Annotated in this window: 15 protein-coding genes; 5 read left to right on the top strand and 10 right to left on the bottom strand. The window is 41.6% G+C overall.

Translation table 11 applies throughout. From position 1 onward, the window contains the following. The first annotated feature begins 8 nt into the window (after positions 1-8). Positions 9-2,531: a bifunctional diguanylate cyclase/phosphodiesterase gene (locus tag OCV56_RS19810; RefSeq protein ID WP_086712537.1), complete on the top strand. Its 2,523-nt coding sequence runs from the start codon at positions 9-11 to the stop codon at positions 2,529-2,531. A gap of 83 nt (positions 2,532-2,614) precedes the next feature. Here OCV56_RS19810 and OCV56_RS19805 read toward each other — a convergent pair whose 3' ends face one another. Next, complete coding sequence (locus OCV56_RS19805) at positions 2,615-4,360, bottom strand: EAL domain-containing protein (protein ID WP_086712538.1); 1,746 nt, start codon at positions 4,358-4,360, stop codon at positions 2,615-2,617. 197 nt (positions 4,361-4,557) lie between these two features. Here OCV56_RS19805 and OCV56_RS19800 point away from each other — a divergent pair, with 197 nt between their 5' ends. Further along, positions 4,558-4,704, top strand: a complete 147-nt coding sequence (locus tag OCV56_RS19800) for a hypothetical protein (protein WP_158094617.1) — start codon at positions 4,558-4,560, stop codon at positions 4,702-4,704. Between the two features lie 658 nt (positions 4,705-5,362). Here the strand turns inward: OCV56_RS19800 and OCV56_RS19795 are convergent. The 4 genes from OCV56_RS19795 to OCV56_RS19780 all read right to left on the bottom strand — a co-directional run bounded on the left by OCV56_RS19795 (position 5,363) and on the right by OCV56_RS19780 (position 9,482). Then, positions 5,363-5,893, bottom strand: a complete 531-nt coding sequence (locus OCV56_RS19795; RefSeq protein WP_086712539.1) for a hypothetical protein — start codon at positions 5,891-5,893, stop codon at positions 5,363-5,365. A 178-nt stretch (positions 5,894-6,071) separates the two neighbouring features. Further along, entirely contained in the window at positions 6,072-6,551 is a 480-nt protein-coding gene (locus OCV56_RS19790; protein ID WP_086712540.1) for a type II secretion system protein, read from the bottom strand. A 250-nt stretch (positions 6,552-6,801) separates the two neighbouring features. Continuing rightward, the gene (locus OCV56_RS19785; RefSeq protein ID WP_086712541.1) at positions 6,802-8,757 is read right to left on the bottom strand and encodes a putative bifunctional diguanylate cyclase/phosphodiesterase; all 1,956 of its coding nucleotides are present in this window, start codon (positions 8,755-8,757) and stop codon (positions 6,802-6,804) included. A 167-nt stretch (positions 8,758-8,924) separates the two neighbouring features. After that, complete coding sequence (locus OCV56_RS19780; RefSeq protein ID WP_086712542.1) at positions 8,925-9,482, bottom strand: hypothetical protein; 558 nt, start codon at positions 9,480-9,482, stop codon at positions 8,925-8,927. Positions 9,483-10,013: 531 nt separating this feature from the next. On the opposite strand from OCV56_RS19780, the gene OCV56_RS19775 reads away from it, so the two are divergent. Further along, positions 10,014-10,703 carry a response regulator transcription factor gene (locus tag OCV56_RS19775; RefSeq protein WP_086712543.1) on the top strand — a complete coding sequence of 230 codons (690 nt, stop codon included), beginning with the start codon at positions 10,014-10,016 and terminating at the stop codon, positions 10,701-10,703. After that, positions 10,696-12,045, top strand: a complete 1,350-nt coding sequence (locus OCV56_RS19770; RefSeq protein WP_086712544.1) for a sensor histidine kinase — start codon at positions 10,696-10,698, stop codon at positions 12,043-12,045. The genes OCV56_RS19775 and OCV56_RS19770 overlap by 8 nt, the downstream gene beginning before the upstream one ends. An 85-nt stretch (positions 12,046-12,130) precedes the next feature. Here the strand turns inward: OCV56_RS19770 and OCV56_RS19765 are convergent, their stop codons facing one another. Then, positions 12,131-12,670, bottom strand: coding sequence for a GNAT family N-acetyltransferase (locus tag OCV56_RS19765; protein WP_086712545.1), 540 nt, complete (start codon positions 12,668-12,670; stop codon positions 12,131-12,133). Between the two features lie 226 nt (positions 12,671-12,896). Here OCV56_RS19765 and OCV56_RS19760 point away from each other — a divergent pair, with 226 nt between their 5' ends. Further along, complete coding sequence (locus OCV56_RS19760; RefSeq protein WP_086712546.1) at positions 12,897-14,162, top strand: HD-GYP domain-containing protein; 1,266 nt, start codon at positions 12,897-12,899, stop codon at positions 14,160-14,162. Positions 14,163-14,325: 163 nt separating this feature from the next. Here OCV56_RS19760 and OCV56_RS19755 read toward each other — a convergent pair whose 3' ends face one another. From OCV56_RS19755 to OCV56_RS19740, 4 genes are all read right to left on the bottom strand, one after another. After that, positions 14,326-14,775 (bottom strand): PTS sugar transporter subunit IIA, encoded by a 450-nt coding sequence (locus OCV56_RS19755; RefSeq protein WP_029405610.1) that lies wholly within the window; start codon positions 14,773-14,775, stop codon positions 14,326-14,328. Further along, complete coding sequence (locus tag OCV56_RS19750; protein ID WP_086712547.1) at positions 14,772-16,028, bottom strand: PTS ascorbate transporter subunit IIC; 1,257 nt, start codon at positions 16,026-16,028, stop codon at positions 14,772-14,774. The genes OCV56_RS19755 and OCV56_RS19750 overlap by 4 nt, the downstream gene beginning before the upstream one ends. A gap of 10 nt (positions 16,029-16,038) precedes the next feature. After that, positions 16,039-16,308: a PTS sugar transporter subunit IIB gene (locus OCV56_RS19745; RefSeq protein ID WP_017064872.1), complete on the bottom strand. Its 270-nt coding sequence runs from the start codon at positions 16,306-16,308 to the stop codon at positions 16,039-16,041. 285 nt (positions 16,309-16,593) lie between these two features. Next, a complete protein-coding gene (locus OCV56_RS19740; RefSeq protein ID WP_086712548.1) occupies positions 16,594-17,070 on the bottom strand; it encodes a hypothetical protein in 477 nt (158 codons plus the stop codon). Positions 17,071-17,628 lie beyond the last annotated feature (558 nt).

Below are 17,628 nucleotides of genomic sequence, written 5' to 3'. Positions count from 1 at the left end.
GAGTTCGTATGTTGCACATTAATGACAAAAAACTGGTCTGGTTTACCAAGTATTTGCCAATAACCATCATCATCTTTTCTGCGATCATCTTGAATATGGCGATGTTCAAGAGTGTGAATCAAAAGGTTAAGGCGTTGGTTGAGTTAATTCGAACCGACTATATTGCCGCCCAAAAAGGCTCTATTGAGGCGCAGGTCCTTCAGGTTTCTCAGCAAATTAAACACACTCAAAGTCTTGTTGAAGGTGAAGTGAAAAAACGCATTACCCGTCGGTTAGATAGGGCGTACACAGCGGCTCAAAACATTTACTCTTCGAATCAACATCTGCCTGAAGAAAAACTTAAACAACTGATTTTAAATGAGATCAGAAAATTGAGTTATGCTGAAAAGCAAGAGTACATCTACGCCTATGATATGCAGGGTACATCACTCGTTCATCCTCTCAACCCAGAAATTGAAAACACCAATCAGCTTAAGACGACAGACAGTCAAGGTGTGGCTGTCATCAAAGAACAAATTGAACTTCTTAAGCAGAGTAATGGTGCTTTTTCTCGATATTTCGTTCCGCGCCCAGAGCTAGAGGGGCGAGATTTAGAGAAGCCTTATATCGAAAGTGCTCACTATGAGAAGTTAACCTATATCCGTCGATTCGAGCCCTTTGACTGGTACTTTGGTACTGGCGTGTCTCTGGATGATGTGAAGCGAGCCAGTTATCAAAGGATTCTAGAAATATTGTCGAGAGTAACCGTGGGTGACAATGGCTACCTGTTTGTTTTTGAACAAAATGGTGACAGCTTACTCCACGCAAATCGAATTAATATTGGGCAAGGAATCAATGTCTACGATGATCTTGGAAGTCGCTTTAAACATGATGTTCTAGCGAAATCTGAAGAGGGCGGATTCGTTGATTATATTACCGCAGATAAAAATGGCGTTATTGGGCCTAAAAGTAGCTATGTCAAAAAGGTCGGTGATTGGCATTGGATCGTCGGCACAGGCGTGTATTTGAATAATGTTAATGCCTCGATAGAGAAACGAAAAAATGAGCTGTTAGCTGAATCTCGCAACGAATTTGGTCTTGTTCTGATATTGAGTGTGCTGGTGACGATGAGCTGTATTTTTATTAGCGCTCTTATCAGTCGAAGAATATCGATACGCTTTTCTCAAATGGAGCAGAGAATCGCAGATGACTTTAGCCGAATCCAAAACAGTCGCCGTCGACTGCAACATATGGCTAAGCACGACTCTTTGACGGCACTTCCTAATCGTTCTGAACTAGAGCTTCAAGTTAGTCGGGCGATTGCTCGCTCAAAACTTGAAGGAAAGCTGGTGGCATTGGTTTTTGTCGATCTCGATAACTTCAAGCGCATCAATGACCAGTTTGGTCATGCGAGTGGAGACGAACTGTTAAAGCAGATAGGTCAGCGTTTTGAAGATATTTTGGGAGCGAATGATATCGTCTCTCGCTTTGGGGGAGACGAATTTGTTTTCTGCTTGCCCGGTATTCATGACCTTTCAGATGCAGAGCAGAAAGTTCAAAAGATACAAGATGTCTTCAATCCATCTTTCAACCTAAATGGTGTAACGGTATCAACTCGGTGCTCGGCGGGCGTCTCCATGTACCCTTATGATGGTACGGAAGTAGAAGAATTGCTGACGAAAGCGGATATTGTGTTGTACAAGGCAAAGGAGTCGAGCAAGGGGGATGCCGTTTTTTATGATGATGTAATCAATCGAAAAGTGAAGTATGACTATTCGGTTGAAAAGCAGTTAGAAACGGCTCTAGAACGTGGTGAATTCAGCGTGTTCTATCAGCCGCAGGTCGATGCACACTCAAAACAGTTAAAAGGCGTGGAAGCGCTGTGCCGCTGGAGTAATGGCTCACTAGGATTTGTCTCACCATTAGACTTCATTCCGGCGGCTGAACGAGTCGGGAAAATTCATGAGATTGGTGAGTTCGTGTTGAGGAGAGCGTGTGAAGACACCCTAAATTTGATGCCAAATGGACCTGAGGCGATAGGTGTGTCCGTTAACGTTTCGCCTAAACAGGTATTCGAACTAGGTTTTGATGAGAAAGTAATACGTTTAGTGGAGGAAATCGGTATCGCTCCACAACGCGTGACTCTCGAATTAACGGAAAACATCCTTATTAAAGATCTGCATATTGTCGAGCCAATACTGAGAAGGCTTCGAGATTATGGATTTGGTATTTCTCTTGATGATTTTGGTACAGGATTTTCATCACTCAATTACCTTAATATTCTGCCAATCTCAGAGATAAAGATAGACAGATCTTTCATTGGTAAACTGAACTCAAACCAGCACAGTGAAACCTTGGTGAAAGCCATTATTGATATTGGTGCATCGTGTCAGATGAAGGTTGTGGCTGAAGGGGTAGAAACCCCAGAACAGATGGCGAAGCTACAGCAATATCATTGTGATTTACTACAAGGCTATTACTTTGATAAGCCGCTTTCTGCCCAAGGGCTAGTTGATGCATACTTTCCTGTGGAGCCTGAAGCCTGCGTTTGAGCTTCTGTTAGAGCTCCGCCGTATCCAGTCGGTGCGGCAGAGCCCGCAAGTGTTTGAACCACAGGCGTGTGATATTGGCTCGATTATCCGTTGGTCGTGCTTTGAGGCCTGCTATACAGATAACCCTGGTGCAAGTTGTAGCCCAACTGACACAAGATGTATTGCTGCCTACGCGTTTCGACACCTTCGTAAATCATTGTGATGTTGGATAAGCGTCCGATCTCTGAGATGTTAAGTAACACGCCTTGATGGTGCTCTCCTGACTCGATGTCTTTAACAAAACAACGATCCAGCTTGAGATAAGTTGGGGAGATAATACCGATGATCTCGATGTTGTTATTGCCCGTACCAAAGTCATCCAGTGCGATAGTGATACCAAGCTTTTTGATATCCTTAATGTTATCTATAACCTCACATCCATAGCCAATGTTTGAATACTCAGTAATTTCGACGATAAATTCATTCGCTTCCATCGCGGCTAAATGTTCTCTAAGTCTTGCGAAGTTTGACCCGACCAAAGCACTCGGGCAGACGTTGACACCATAGATCTCATGGCTATTGTTTAACTTAGCTTTTCTGACAGTCTCGATGAGCAAGATAGTGTGAAAGGTGAGTAAATTAGTCCGTCTCATGGTGTTAATGAAGTTCAAAACGCCGACGTTACGCACACGAGATAACAGCTCGTAATACAGAACGCTGTTATCTTCTGTGTTGATGATAGGCTCTTCTTCAAAGGAGATGTGTTTCCAACGAAACAGGTAGATCACAAAGCCCAGAATATAGGTTCGATAAAGCAGTGTGGCGAGTATCAGAGAAAGTGCAATCCACAGCACAACGATGTCATCACTGTAAAAAGTGATGGTTGCGCCAGTAGGTAATGGGGCTTGATAGATAGTTTTACTCTCTTCACCAAGGTTTAAGATGTAGTAACCATTCTTCTGGATGGAGATCGAATCGACTAACAGGGGCAATAGCGAGTTCTTGTATCGAGCTTCGATAGAGCGTTTTGATATTCGAGCCGTCATCTCAATGTCGTGCTCGGTATTTGTAAAACGTGAATAAGCAAAATCAGTACTATCGTAGAAGTCGTCCACTTGATCGAGTTCTATCATCTTAGAACGTGTTTTAGAGATAAAGCATGAGCCATAAGATGTTGTCATGACGACAGAATCGAGATTGAGAGAGTGCCTTAATGAGTGAACCGCGCCCGTGCTGTTACAGCCAAAATCCATAATTTCTTCTGCAATGTGTAAAGTGTTCTCGCTGTACTCATCTGCAATTTTCATCGTATAAAGGATTTGGAAAAAGTAGACAATGAATAGAAAAAAGGAAGAGATGGTGAACACGGTTATCAGAGCCTTGATCAGCTCTCTATGATAAGTGTTGAACATCAGTTTCAACATCTCAATTTGGCTGGGCTTGAATTGGTTGATGTCGTACTTTGGTGCGATACGGTTGGTTGAGCTTTTATCGAGATCGATGAAGTAACCCACCTTATAAAGGTTAGAGATAAGTTCACTATTATTATCAACCTTGGCTTTTTTGCACAGGCTTCGATATTTCTTTCTTATAGACGCGATAATATTCTTTAATGCGTATAAACTGAACTCTTCATCAAAATGCGATTTAAAAGACTCTTCAACATCTCTAACTGATTGAGGGTTAGATATTGAAGCATTCTCAATTAAATACTTGAAGACAAAACTCTCTTTACTATTAAGAGTTTCCTCGGATATCTTATTACTGTCTCTTTTGATATATATTTTTTCTTCATTATAGATTAGTTGCAAGCTCTCATTATTGTTATTTATATTGAAAGAACAGTGCATAGCTCAACTCCTAAGCGATAGTTATTATATTTGTGTGATTGATATGTGATGGCTGGGATTGTCATTCAACCCAAGAGTCCGTTCTAAATAACATAACTAAAATGTCACCATTTCCTCTTAAGATGTTGATACTAATCGCAGAATCTGGGCTGTAATGAAAGGTTATAGAGATGTTCACCCAAAACTTGAATTTATAAATGAAAGCCGATGTTTTACAAGAGACAAGGGGGATTTATCCATTTGTTTTGGTATTTATCCATTTACAAGCCTCTATATCAGCAGTTTTAACCGTAACTTTAGTGATTGCTAATGTAGTTGCGCGTGGTATTTGTGGTGGTTATTGATGGGTCTGATTTATCAGGTTTTTTCAGGATAAAATTTAATTACAAGGAAGTAGGTAACATTAATATCATTTAATTAAGGCATTACATTCCCTTATTTAATGAATCTTATAAGTGACAATAATATCAGTAGTGTTTTGTTGGGGTTTTATGAATAGACTTTATCAATTAATGTAATGATATTAAAATGTTGTTTGTTTATTTTAACTAAGAAGGGTGAAACTCAAAGTGTTGGGTCGATTGAACTGTGATGTTGATTCCATGATTAAGCTATTTTTGGTTAGTGTTTGTGCTCTATTTTGTTGAAAGATATTTCGATTTGATATGAGTGAAGTCTGTATAATACCTATGTCACTGGGGAAACCTTACTATATTAATGACTTGGTTCAATAAGCATTCTTTTTGGGCGAGTTATAAGCAGAAAGAAAAAGTGGCTTTTGATTAATTAACATGCACTATCAAACATAGTTCTAAGTAAATCGGTTTTTTTTTATGTACAGGGTAAAAAGCCCCTAATTAGACGGGCTAATAGGAGCTCTCGACAACTTTCTTTTGAAGACTTTCTTGTGACGCCTTTTGTTTTAAATGTTCTTTTGGCAGCTTTTGTTTCTACCGCTTTTTTGACAAAGAACGAAAGGTTAAAGACTAAACGCCAAAGAGGCTAGAAGTTGAAGCTTGCGGTAACGCGCACCACATCTTCTTCAAATGGCTTTGTGCTATTTGGACCATCTGGCACCATTGCTGAATCATTGATCTTACCGTAATCCACAGTTAGGCCTATCATGCGCCAGTTGACCGTTGTACCTATTGAGCCATAGACGTTATCGATATTGAGGCCGTTAAGTGAAGCATCGTCAAACTCAACATCTGCATTTAGATAGTTGATACCAATTTTAGGGATGATATCGAACTCGGCGATTTCAAACTTATAACCGATATTGGAGTAAAAGCCCCATGCATCTTGTGAGTTTGACTGTTCTAAATCTACCGCTTCTGTACCCAATGAGAAGCCACCACCAACAACGATATTGTTCGACAACTCTTTACTGTAGCCGAAGGTTGCCAGTTCTTGATTGCCGATGAAAGTGACACCAGCCTCAATAGAGTTATCGCGGTCTTTTGCGAATGCAGACAATGGGATACATACCGTTGCAATAACGATGGCTGGTATAACGAAGGTTTTCTTTTTCATGGTTCTCTTTCTCATTTTGTCAGGATGGAAAAAGTCTACGCAATATTGAGGCTCAAATATGAGTCGCGGCACAGTCAAGAATGAGCTGAAGAAGAACTGACATTAAGCGAATAAAACTCACCTAAATATGGAGATCAAGGTAAGGTTTTATGCCTAGGCGTTAAATGGTAGATGTCGACTAGCATGCGCCATCAAGAACAACGATTTGGGGTTCTTTCTCTGGCTGATACAACACCTGACAAAAATCACCTTCAGGTAAATAGGTGTAGCTGTCAGTGTTAAAAGAGATAGCGGCTACTCGTTCTGCATTGCTGTCAGGTATGACTTCCTTGTTGATGACGTGAAGTTCGGTTTCATCAATGTTCAACAGACGCCTTAAGGAATCGACATAAGCGATTGGGTAACCATGACAAACGTAGTAGGTTTCAATCTCCGTCTTTTCAACATAGTTGCACTTACCTTCAACACCAGCAATCACTGACTTGGCGTAGATCATATCGATACCAGTGCGAAGGTTACCAGCCACATCGTGTATTTTACTCGCTCGAGCACTTCCTTGAACGTCTAAGAACTTGACCATAGCTGTAGCCGAAACGATCGCTAAAATTAATACAGAGATGATGAGTTCTAAGAGAGTGAAGCCGTTTTGTCTGGTCATGTTTACCGATTATTTGATCTGCTCTAGGGACTGAGTGAGGGTAATCTAAATACCAAAGTCATTACAGGGAGTAGGTATAATGGTTTGGTGTTTTATAGGCTTGAATTATGGCTAATATTCATAATAAACAACAATTTACCTATGGATTCTGACAGTTAAGCGCTATGTAAGCATACGTAAGCGTTCACATCGACAGCGGCTGATTGTTTGCGAAGTGCTCAAGTTAAATAATTTGTTGATAAATAAGTATTTATTCGTAGAGTTGTCGACTTATTAAAAACTGACTTTCGACTTCATTTGAGGGAATTGGCTTACTAAATAAAAAACCCTGAAGATACTCGTATCCACATTCAATTAAGAACGCTTTTTGCGTTTCGGTTTCGACACCTTCAGCAACCACTTTAAGTCCTAATTTGTCGCAGATAGCGTGGGTGGCTTGAACAATCGCTTTGCTTCCTTTGTGTGAACCATGGACAAAGCTTTTATCGAGTTTAACGGTGCTAATCGGTAAGTCATGTAACATTGAGAGTGAAGAATAGCCTGTACCGAAGTCATCAAGGTAAAGTTCTACACCCAACTTAGAAATATCGCTTAATGCTTGCCTGACTTCACCATGCTTGAAGATCATGGAAGACTCGGTGATCTCAAGGGCGATACTTTGAGGTTGGATATTGTAGAAGTTCAACATGGCTAATAGCTGCTCGGCAAAGGTAGCGTGCATCTGAATACTCGATATGTTGATACTCATCATCAACTCACTATCAAATTCTCGTTGCCATACTGATAACTGTTTGAGTGCGGAGTTAAGAACCCATTTTCCGAGTAGTACAATCTGACCTGTCTCCTCCGCTAAGCTAATGAACTCATCTGGCGCGATGCTGCCTAGATCTTTGTCCGACCATCGAAGTAAAGCCTCAAATCCTTTCACCTTGTCGCTGTTGGTGTTTATGATCGGTTGGTAGTGAAGGTTGAGATCGTCATTTTCTATGGCACGTGCCAGCCGGTGGCGGATCTCTACTTTGCGATGCAGGGTTTGTGCTAAGTCTGGGGTAAACGTTTGGAAGCGATTTCGACCATTAGTTTTAGCAAGGTGCATCGCCATACCTGCTTGTTTTAGCAATGTTTCTTGGTCAACCGCATTATCAGGGAAATGTGCGGTACCTATGCTGCAACCGACAGACAAGCTACCAATTCCTCTGATATGGAAGCTTCGGTTTAAGGCATCGATAATCCGAGAGCAGAGTAGTGGGATATTTTGATTTCGACAAGTGTGGGCAATCACTATGAATTCGTCGCCACCAAATCGACCGATCATGCACTTCTCATCAACTAGGTGTTTAAGACGCTCACCAACCTGTTTGAGTAGCTGGTCTCCGACACTGTGCCCATAAGTGTCATTGACTAATTTGAAGCCATCAAGGTCAACAAACATCAATTCAAAAGGTGAGCGATAGGCAATACTGGTTTCTAAAAGGTTAGTGATCCCGCGCCGATTATAGAGCTCTGTTAAACAGTCGTGCTCTGCGTTGTATCGTGCTTTTATCAGCTTCTCTTTTTGCTTGGTAGTACAGGTTAGGTTTAACAACAGCTCGCTTTTATCAAAGAGCCACTTCCCTTGAACATCAAAGTGGTGTGTCTTGCCATCTATTTCGCAGCTGACTTCTTCTAATATCTCTCGGCCTTTTCGCGCGGTAAACAGCCACTGCGCTGCTGTTTCTTCACTTGAAACGAAGTCAGATAGGGTACTAAACGGTGAGCCGTAGTTGTGAAAAAAGGTGGAGTTTGCACTCACTACGCTTCCCGACTTATTAAATAGAAGGGAAAGGTTAGCGCCATCAGAGCAAGCGAGATCGTGCCTTAAACTTCCCTCTTCAGCGACGACTTGTACCAACATACCCGTTCGACCATCGTGCAGTGGGATCCCAGAAAACAGACACAATGCACGTTTCGAAATGTAGTTTGGAGTGAAGTTCCACCATGTCTTGATGCTTTCATTGCGTAGAAATTGCCTTTGGTACTCTTCTAATGTCGCTTCGATTGCTTTTGACATCTCGACACTAAAATCGCGTGATGTCAGCTCAAATAGAGATTCAGACTCCCACAAAGGAAGGGCGCTGCTATTTGCCCAAGTTATTCTCTTATTATCAATGTCATATATCCATATTGGACACTTGAGATGCTCGAAAGGTTGATAACTTGTCATCATATTGAACTCGGTGAACTGATATTTGGGTCGAACGGCGACGACCGAATTCGTGTGTTCAGTTGGTCGCTGATCAAATTTAATTCTGGCCTTTAATTGCTATTAAGAAGCTGTTTTAAAGAACGGTAAAGTGCTGAAGAACAGCAAAGTGCTACAGGAAAATTAGCGTGTTAAAGGTTCAGTGAGTTGATGATTTTGGTCACTTTACCTTCCGGTGTGGTTTCGATGACATAGCCTTTCTTATCATCAAAAATCTCACCGTCGATGAAGTGCCAACCATTTGGTTTTTGGATGATCTCTTTGGGGAAGTTTTCGTCAAACATAGAGTGGTTTGGATAGACCGTTTCTATCGCTTCAAATAATAGCTGCGCTTGATCTTGGGTGGTAACCACTAAGTCTTCTTTAAGGCACATCGTCAATTCAGGCAGAGGTTGGGTGGTGAAGGGTTCTGTCATCGAGCCCAATACACCGTTATGTGCGTAAAAGCGGTATGAGCCAGAACTACTCTCACTTCCGTCTGGTGACTTAATATAAGGCGTTGCACTGTAGAATTCACAGTTAAAAACCATCTTTTGAATAATACTGCTTTGTGGCGTGACCTGAATGTCTATCCAAGAGCTTACTTGCGCTTGAATCTGATTCACCATTTCTTGTTTATTGGTGTCTGCCATGAGTGGTATTGAAACTAAAGCGGTGGTGGTCAATAACAGAGGAAGCGGTTTAATCATCTTAAAATGGGCCCTGTGGAAAGTGATTATTGAGTAACAAGAATCTATTCATTAATAAAATGAATGTTACTTTAAGAAGGTATTGCTTAATAGGGTCTACCTCACGCAGAAAAATGGAAAACTCTGAGGGATATTTAAAGTAATCGATTTCTTTTAATTGTAATTCTAGTTTACTGGCCATTTAACCTGATAAATTGTGGGTTTTTAGTGTTATTAACTGTTATGTCATTGGTGTATGGACGGTTGATTTGATTGGGTTTTGTAAATACCTCAAATGTAAGTGCGCGTAAGAAAATAAAGCAAATGTAAGCGTGTGATAGGTGATTAAAACAACCCAATAATGCGCTCTGACTGGTGAAACCTTGATACGCCAAAGCACAAAGTCTGTTGATTCTCTGTTCTGTAAACGTGTATGTACAAAAGTGATTACTATGTTTTGCGTACGGTAAATGCAGGGCTCTGATCACAACATTGATGATCTATGACCAGTATATATACTGCCCTCGCTTTTAATAAATACTGGTGATAGGAATGTCGAAAACCAAAGTGCTCATTGTTGAAGATGATCAAGAGATAGCTCGGTTAACTACGCTTTACCTAGAAGCCGAAGGTTACAATGTTAGCGTTGTTCATGAAGGGAATTTGGCACTTGAAGCGATCCGCAGAATTGAACCTGATTTAGTGCTGTTGGACTTGATGCTTCCCGGGATGAGCGGCGCACAGATTTGCCGTCAAGCCCGTGAGTTTTACAATGGCATGATCTTAGTGCTAACAGCTTCTGCCGATGAAATGAGTGAAGTCAGCCTATTTAAGTTTGGTGCGGATGATTATGTTGCTAAACCGATTCGTGGCCACGCCTTATTAGCTCGAATTGAAGCGTTATTGCGTCGAGCTGCGCCTGTTGCAAAAGCGCAAGAAACCACGGCTGAAAAGCAGTGCGACATTGTAATCAACAGTGCGGCTCAAAGTGCCACCTTGTATGGGCAAAACCTCAAGCTTACCTCTGCTGAGTTTGAAATCTTAAACCTCCTAGTGAATAACATATGTCAGGTCGTGACTCGAGACCAATGCTGTCAGCTATTCAGAGGGATCGACTACGCGTTTAACGATCGCTCGATTGATATGCGCGTTTCAGGTCTACGCCGTAAGCTGCGCATTCACGCAAAAGACAAACAGCTGATCCGCACGGTTCGTAACAAGGGGTACATGCTGGTTGCGTAAGTTCATTGCTGCGAAACTGCGTTCGGTTTCGATGTTTGCTCGCTTATACCTTGGGATCGTGATAGGGATGTCGGCAACGATATTTTTGTTTTTGAACCTTGGTGAGGGGCACATGCGACGAACCGAGATCGAAACCTTCCTTAATGATGGCATCTACTTTGCGGAGCAGTATGTTCGTCAACACAATCAAGAAAACTCGCTCTATAAAGAGCTCGATAGAACAGGCTACCAACAATTTTATATCTTCAATTTACGCCTGTTAAAAGATTGGTCGGGAGAAGCTCCTTGCCAACAATGCGAGTTATATACAACCTTAAATGGTGTGCCGATATATCTAAGTGATGACAACCTTTATTCGGCAGTATTTCAACTGCCTAATTCTCGATTTAGCTTTGCATTCAGTGAGGTAGGGGATTTCTTCTCACCAAACATTGAATGGTATGAAGATTCAGAACGGCATTTTTTGTTAGGAATGTTACTGGCTGTGATTGTGGCGATTGGAGCAAGTGTTTACTTACCTGTGAGGCGCTTTCAAGAAAGAATAGAGTTGCTTGTTGAGAAGCAGAAGCAGTTTGGTAAGGGAAAGCTCAGCACTCGCTCAGACATGGACGACATCCATCCTGTTTCTGATTTGGCCAGCAGCTTTAACTTCATGGCTGAAGAGATCGAGAGCAAAGTGAAACAAAGTCATATTTTCGCTCAGGCTATCCCCCATGAGGTACGAACTCCGCTAAGCCGCATTCAACTAGCGACTGATATTTTGAGAAGGGGAGCACCAGATAAGCATCAGGTTCTTTTCGATGACATCGATACCTACATTGAGGATATTAATGAGCTAACGTCAGAAATCATTATGCTGTCGAAGTTGAATGTCATGGATAACTCTTTTTTTGAGCTCGTTAAAGTGACATCCGATCTTCGTGAGTATTGCTTAGATCGAATTCGTTACTCGAAACTAGACAATGCCACCTTTGAGTCAAAGGTACAGCTAGAGTGCAAGATTAAGTGTGATTGCTCAATGGCGCGCTTGGTGTTCGATAATGTTCTCAAAAATGCAGGCAATTACACGAAAGACAAGGTGTGGATGACGCTCGATGAGAATTCTGAAAACTGGCTAGTGGTGATTGAAGACAATGGCTCTGGAATACCAGAGAATAAGCGTGATGAAGTATTCCTTCCGTTCTCCCGATTAGACTCAAGCAGAACATCGACCACAGGAGGCTTAGGGTTAGGTCTTGCGATCGCGATTTCAGCAGCTAAAAAGCTATCTTGGGATATCAAAATCGACGACAGCAAGCACGGTGGTGCCAAATTCAGTATCGTGATACCTAAGGCCTCATAAGCGGTCGCTTTGAAATCTCTTCAGGCTCGTCAGATAATAAAGCCGCGGACTAATACCGGGGCTTTTTCATTTCCCGATTTACAAGCTAGTTACGCTGAGAGCGATGAAGGCCGTAGATAGCATGGTCAACGATGCGACCATTCAAATTCTCGTTACGCGTGATGATACCTTCCAAGGTGAAATGTAAGCGCTCACAAACCTTGCGGCTACTTTGGTTTCCGACTGCGGCGGATATTTCTACCTTTTCCATATCTAACTCATTGAAAGCAATATCAATCAGCTTCTGGACAACGCGCGTCACAATCCCCTTTCCTTGGTATGTCTCAGATAACCAATAACCTATCATCACCTTTTGCTTATCATGATCAATGGTATTGAAACTACAGTTACCGACGACCTTGTCTTTATAGATAATCGCACATGTCATGCTTTTACCTTCCGCATAATCGTGCAGCGAGCGTTGGATGAAGATCCTAAAATCTTGCTCAGTTTTACAATGTGGCGGCCACACGAGCCATTGGCTTAGGTACTCATTCTGGCTTTGTGAGATTTCCGCGTAGTGAGAAGCGAAACTCTCTTCAACCAATGCGATGGAGAGTTCGTTGTCGATAACCGTTTTAAACATGTCTTTCCTTTTCTTATGGCTGCTTATTTAAGCAAATCTTAATCGGCAGATTATAATGTCGCATGATTTTTAATATGCAACCACTTGTAGCACGGAATTTTCGTGATACGTTAGTTCTATCACGAAACTCATTAAACCTTACAATAGTTGTGTATATAATCATTAGCTATGCATTAGTATTAGCGGCCTAAATATATAAAAACTATAAAAATGCTAGGCTTAAATAATGAATCAACATTGCCAGGACGTGACCGTAGACCTAAGGAAGGCTCTATTCGGTATTGCTAAGGCGCTTGATAACGTCGGTTTCGAAAGCAAAAATCATGGACAGAGAGTGGGCTACATCGCGTATCGATGTGCTCTGAGTGTGGGGTGGGAAGAAGAACAAGCGCAGCTCGCGTTTTCGTTAGGCTTAATTCATGACTGCGGTGTTTCGCAAATTGATGAACAGCTCAGCTTAACTTCTGGTTTTGTACCCGACTCGAGCTATCACCACTGTCAAAAGGGCTACCAAATCTTAAAAGAGTGCCCGGTTCTTTCTATATTCGCCAAGCCGGTTCTTTATCATCATACCCCGTGGGCTGAGTTAAAGACCATTCATATCAGCGAGTTAGAGAAAGAGTTGGCTGCGATCGTGATGCTTGCCGATCGAGTCGATTATCTGTACGGCATAACCTCTTCTGATCGTTATGGAAACCTAACACCAGCTGGAAAAGCGAGCATCATTGAACGTTTGACGGAACAAGCCGATGAGATGTTCGAAACCAACCTTGTTCAACACATGTGTGAGTTGGTCGATCTGGATGATTTCTGGTTCTCGATGGAGATCCCTTACATCGAGAACATGAGAGATAATTTTGAGCCTGTGCCATTCTTCTCTCAACAGATGTCGCTGGATGAGACAGTGGCCTTTGCCGAGTTTATTGCCAATGTTGTTGATACCAAAAGTTCGTTTACCTTTAAGCACTCTTTGAAGGTTGGGCAACTTTCAGAGTACCTCGCTAAGCAACTGGGTTATTCATACACAACTCAACGTAAACTCTATTTAGCAGGGCTAGTCCATGATATCGGCAAACTGCAAACCCCTAATGACATTCTGCATAAGCCAGATTTACTTACTGAAGAAGAGTATTGCTGTATTAAACGCCATGCAACGGATACAAGGTTTGCATTGCAGGAGTTGTTCAGTTCACCTCAGGTTTGTGAGTGGGCGTCTAATCACCACGAACGGTTAGATGGTTCTGGTTATCCAATGGGGAAAACGGCTGAAGAGTTGGATCAACCGAGTCGAATTGTAGCTGTGGTGGATGTGTTTCAAGCGCTAACTCAGTCACGCCCTTATCGCGCAGGTATGACGCTAGAAGAGACTCTGGCTATTTTGACGGACCACGTTGATAACTTTAAGTTGGATAGGGAAGTGTTTGAGTGCCTTAATAAACACGCCCAATATTGCTTTGAATTATCAACAGATAAAAGAATGTACGCGTTTTAACGTCATGATTGCTTTCGAAGTGTGATGCCTTAACTCATACTCGATGAAAAATGACTCAGCATCAGAAACAGAAAAGCGATAGCCGAGGCTATCGCTTTTTTAATGGGGGCTTTCAGGAGATAAACATCAGTAGGAACTAAAGGTTAAGACCTAAAAATAGAAGCTAGTAGCGCTTTAAGATCTCGATGATCGCTTGCTCAGTTTCCGCTGCGATAATGGCATCAATGTCATCATCATTTTGGAATAACTCTGATAGCGCCATAATCGTATGGATATGGCTATCTGAGTCCATTGCCGCCAGAGTAATTGAAAGGTAAACGTCACCGTTGTCTTCCGACTCTAAATCAACACCCTTCTTGAATACCGTCACTTGTAATGATGCTTCGTTCACACCATCTTCAGGACGAGCATGAGGCATTGCAATCTTTGGAGCTAGAACATAGTACGCGCCGATGTCCTTGTGCTTTTGTTTGATAGCTTCAACATAGCTTGCTTCAATTTTGTTGTTTGCTAGCAGAGTTGAGCAGGTCACATCGATTGCAGCATCAACCGTTAGGTTTTCTTCAGAGTTGATGATAACGCCTTGGTTACCAATTAAATCGAATAGGCTCATGAAACAATCCACCCTAGGATAAGACCAACCACACCGAAGTCGAAGTCAGCAAATGTTGTTGCTTCAAGACCAAGGCCACCTAGAACTGGAAGCAGTAGCATTGGTAGGAAAGAGATACATAGGCCTTGCGTGAATGAACCCAGAACCGCACCACGTAGACCGCCTGTCGCATTACCGTAAACGCCTGCTGCACCACCTACGAAGAAGTGAGGAACAACACCCGCTACAATGATTGTCCAGCCAAGAGCACCTTGAACTGCCATTGCTAGTAGGCCAGCAGCGAAAGAACAAAGGAAACCGATAAGTACCGCGTTTGGCGCTACAGGGAATACCATTGGGCAGTCTAGAGCAGGTTTCGCCCCCGGTACTAGCTTGTCAGAGATACCTTTAAATGCAGGAACGATTTCTGCAATTAGCATCTTCACACCTTGCAGTACGATGTAAACACCACCGGCAAATACAAGAGACTGCATGAACGTGAACACTACCCAGTTTTGACCATTTGAAACGGTTTCAACAAAGTCACCACCAGCAACAATAGAAGCAAACATGAAGAAGATTGCCATTGTTGTTGCTACTGCTACAGGTGTATCACGCAGGAACATTAAGCTCTTTGGTACGTTGATGTCTTCTGTTGATTTCGAAGTGTCACCAAATTTGCTACCAATGTAACCAGATACTAAGTATGAGAACGTTGAGAAGTGCCCCATCGCTAGCTGATCAGTACCCATTACTTTCTCTGTGTATTTCTGAGCAAGTGCAGGCATGATAACCATCAGTGAACCCACAATGATCGAACCGATTGCAACTAGAGCAGTGCCTTCAATGTTCGCTGTAGACAGGATTACCGCTACCAGCATAGACATGAACATTGTGTGGTGACCCGTTAAGAAAATATATTTTAGAGGAGTAATACGAGCCAATAAAATATTCACAACGAATGCGAAAAACATAATTAGGGCCATTTCATAACCGAATGCATCTTGTGCTAGTGCAACAATTGCTTCGTTATTTGGAATAACACCACTTACGCCGAATGCTTCAGTAAATACCACTGAGAAGTTATTTAGGGCGCCAACAAGCGCGCCTGCACCAAAACCTAAAATGAGGAAACCCATCACAGTTTTAATTGTGCCTTTAAGAATGGTAGAAATATCTGATTTTTGTGCGACAAGGCCAATAAACGCTATTAAACCTACCATGATTGCCGGCTCTTTTAATAAGCCGAGCATGAACTCGAAAAAGTTTTGCATAATTTTGACCTTACATGAAAGTTTTTAGTTGTTCTTCAATTGATGCTTTGTCAAAAATATTTTTAAGGCTGATGATGTTCTCTTTACCAGCATCTTTTAGTTGGTTGGCAACATCTGTTGCTGCAACCCAAATATCCGCATTGCTTGATGCTGCAGATGATAGATCTTCGTGATCAACTTCTGCTTCGAAACCGATTTTTTTAGCAACTTCTTTCACTGCCATTTCCATCATTAGAGAAGTACCAAGGCCGTTACCGCAAACTACAAGAATCTTTTTCATAATATTTGTCTCAATTGGATTTTAGGGGTTGAGAAACTTCGTTCTCTTATTGTGTGAGAGCATAGTAATGGAAATATTTAAATTTCAATAAGATCTTCATCACAAAGTCAAAATGAGATTGTGATGAAGATCTCGTTAATTTGCAGTAAAGATCCAGAGTGAGACTTTGATCAAATTTAACTTTTCACTCGAATATGCAACGTATTTTATTGGGAAAGGAGGGGACTAATTAATTTTGACGTTAGGATATAAATATTTAGATGATTTATTTTAGAAAATGAGTAATTAATCGTATCGACCGTAGTCAGTAAGCATTTTCTTAAGCATGCTATTAACGTCTTTGGTCTTTTTATTTCTTTTCGTCAACTGGCTAAGCGAGGTCGGTTTTGGCGAAGCAACATTTTCATTGTCTACGTCTTCAGTTTTATCTTTCATTTTTTGTACTGCAGGCAATAACATTCTAATTTCTTCATTATTTGCATTGGTCAGTACAACAATATTTTCAGATTCAACTTGAGTAATGGTTAATATTCCGTGTTTAACTGATTCAACCTTTTCTCCAATCATAATTGATTCAGGTGCGACAGAGCGATCGGTTAACTGACCTATACGTAATTTCGCCGCACTGATAGCGCGGATATTTCCGGTGTTTTCAAACGCGACAATAACAGTATAGGTATTATAATATTCAACTACTGTCACATAGCCATGTCTATTTGTTTTGAATCTAGCTCCAATGTTCATATCGTGCGGAGCTTCCATTTTCTTCACGTGTTTCCTCTCTTAGTCTCGATGGCTGTTATATCTAATCAGCTCTATTGGTATTTTATAGATAATTATTTGGTGAGATCATACAAAGTATATACGCATCTAAACTTAAGATGAATCTTGAAGTCTCGGGAAATGAGGCAGAGCACAGAAAACTGCTAATAATCACACAGAATTAACCGAGAGGTTACGCTCATGCGCTTAAGGACTTAACATTCCAAATTCAACCTTATACAGATTGTTTACAGTTTTTGAAGCACGAAAACGATGACAAACAATACGTTTTGTTTAATCCTTGACCGCGCGATCGTTTGCGTTAAAAAATGTGATGAAAGTCTCACTTAACTGTTTATACTTCTCTTCCGGTTTTAAGCCGGTGCTTAGCCAATACAAGCCGTCACATGGATATGTGAATGACCCCACGGACCGGACCAGCTACGTTCCACTGCTTGTATAAGGTGATTTTTACATGAACAACTCGTTGTTACAGTCGCTAACGTTGTTAGCTCCTTCATCGCGTAGCGTTTTGCTTGCGGTTCTTTGTCCTGTTCC

The organism is Vibrio gigantis, assembly GCF_024347515.1.
GTDB lineage: Bacteria > Pseudomonadota > Gammaproteobacteria > Enterobacterales > Vibrionaceae > Vibrio > Vibrio gigantis.
This window is presented reverse-complemented; position numbering and strand designations above follow the sequence as displayed.

Excerpts from the sequence above, each read along its gene's own strand:
- OCV56_RS19810 (WP_086712537.1), top strand. The coding sequence starts at position 9 with ATGTTGCACATTAATGACAAAAAACTGGTCTGGTTTACCAAGTATTTG.
- OCV56_RS19805 (WP_086712538.1), bottom strand. The coding sequence starts at position 4,360 with ATGCACTGTTCTTTCAATATAAATAACAATAATGAGAGCTTGCAACTA.
- OCV56_RS19800 (WP_158094617.1), top strand. The coding sequence starts at position 4,558 with ATGAAAGCCGATGTTTTACAAGAGACAAGGGGGATTTATCCATTTGTT.
- OCV56_RS19795 (WP_086712539.1), bottom strand. The coding sequence starts at position 5,893 with ATGAAAAAGAAAACCTTCGTTATACCAGCCATCGTTATTGCAACGGTA.
- OCV56_RS19790 (WP_086712540.1), bottom strand. The coding sequence starts at position 6,551 with ATGACCAGACAAAACGGCTTCACTCTCTTAGAACTCATCATCTCTGTA.
- OCV56_RS19785 (WP_086712541.1), bottom strand. The coding sequence starts at position 8,757 with ATGATGACAAGTTATCAACCTTTCGAGCATCTCAAGTGTCCAATATGG.
- OCV56_RS19780 (WP_086712542.1), bottom strand. The coding sequence starts at position 9,482 with ATGATTAAACCGCTTCCTCTGTTATTGACCACCACCGCTTTAGTTTCA.
- OCV56_RS19775 (WP_086712543.1), top strand. The coding sequence starts at position 10,014 with ATGTCGAAAACCAAAGTGCTCATTGTTGAAGATGATCAAGAGATAGCT.
- OCV56_RS19765 (WP_086712545.1), bottom strand. The coding sequence starts at position 12,670 with ATGTTTAAAACGGTTATCGACAACGAACTCTCCATCGCATTGGTTGAA.
- OCV56_RS19760 (WP_086712546.1), top strand. The coding sequence starts at position 12,897 with ATGAATCAACATTGCCAGGACGTGACCGTAGACCTAAGGAAGGCTCTA.
- OCV56_RS19755 (WP_029405610.1), bottom strand. The coding sequence starts at position 14,775 with ATGAGCCTATTCGATTTAATTGGTAACCAAGGCGTTATCATCAACTCT.
- OCV56_RS19750 (WP_086712547.1), bottom strand. The coding sequence starts at position 16,028 with ATGCAAAACTTTTTCGAGTTCATGCTCGGCTTATTAAAAGAGCCGGCA.
- OCV56_RS19745 (WP_017064872.1), bottom strand. The coding sequence starts at position 16,308 with ATGAAAAAGATTCTTGTAGTTTGCGGTAACGGCCTTGGTACTTCTCTA.
- OCV56_RS19740 (WP_086712548.1), bottom strand. The coding sequence starts at position 17,070 with ATGGAAGCTCCGCACGATATGAACATTGGAGCTAGATTCAAAACAAAT.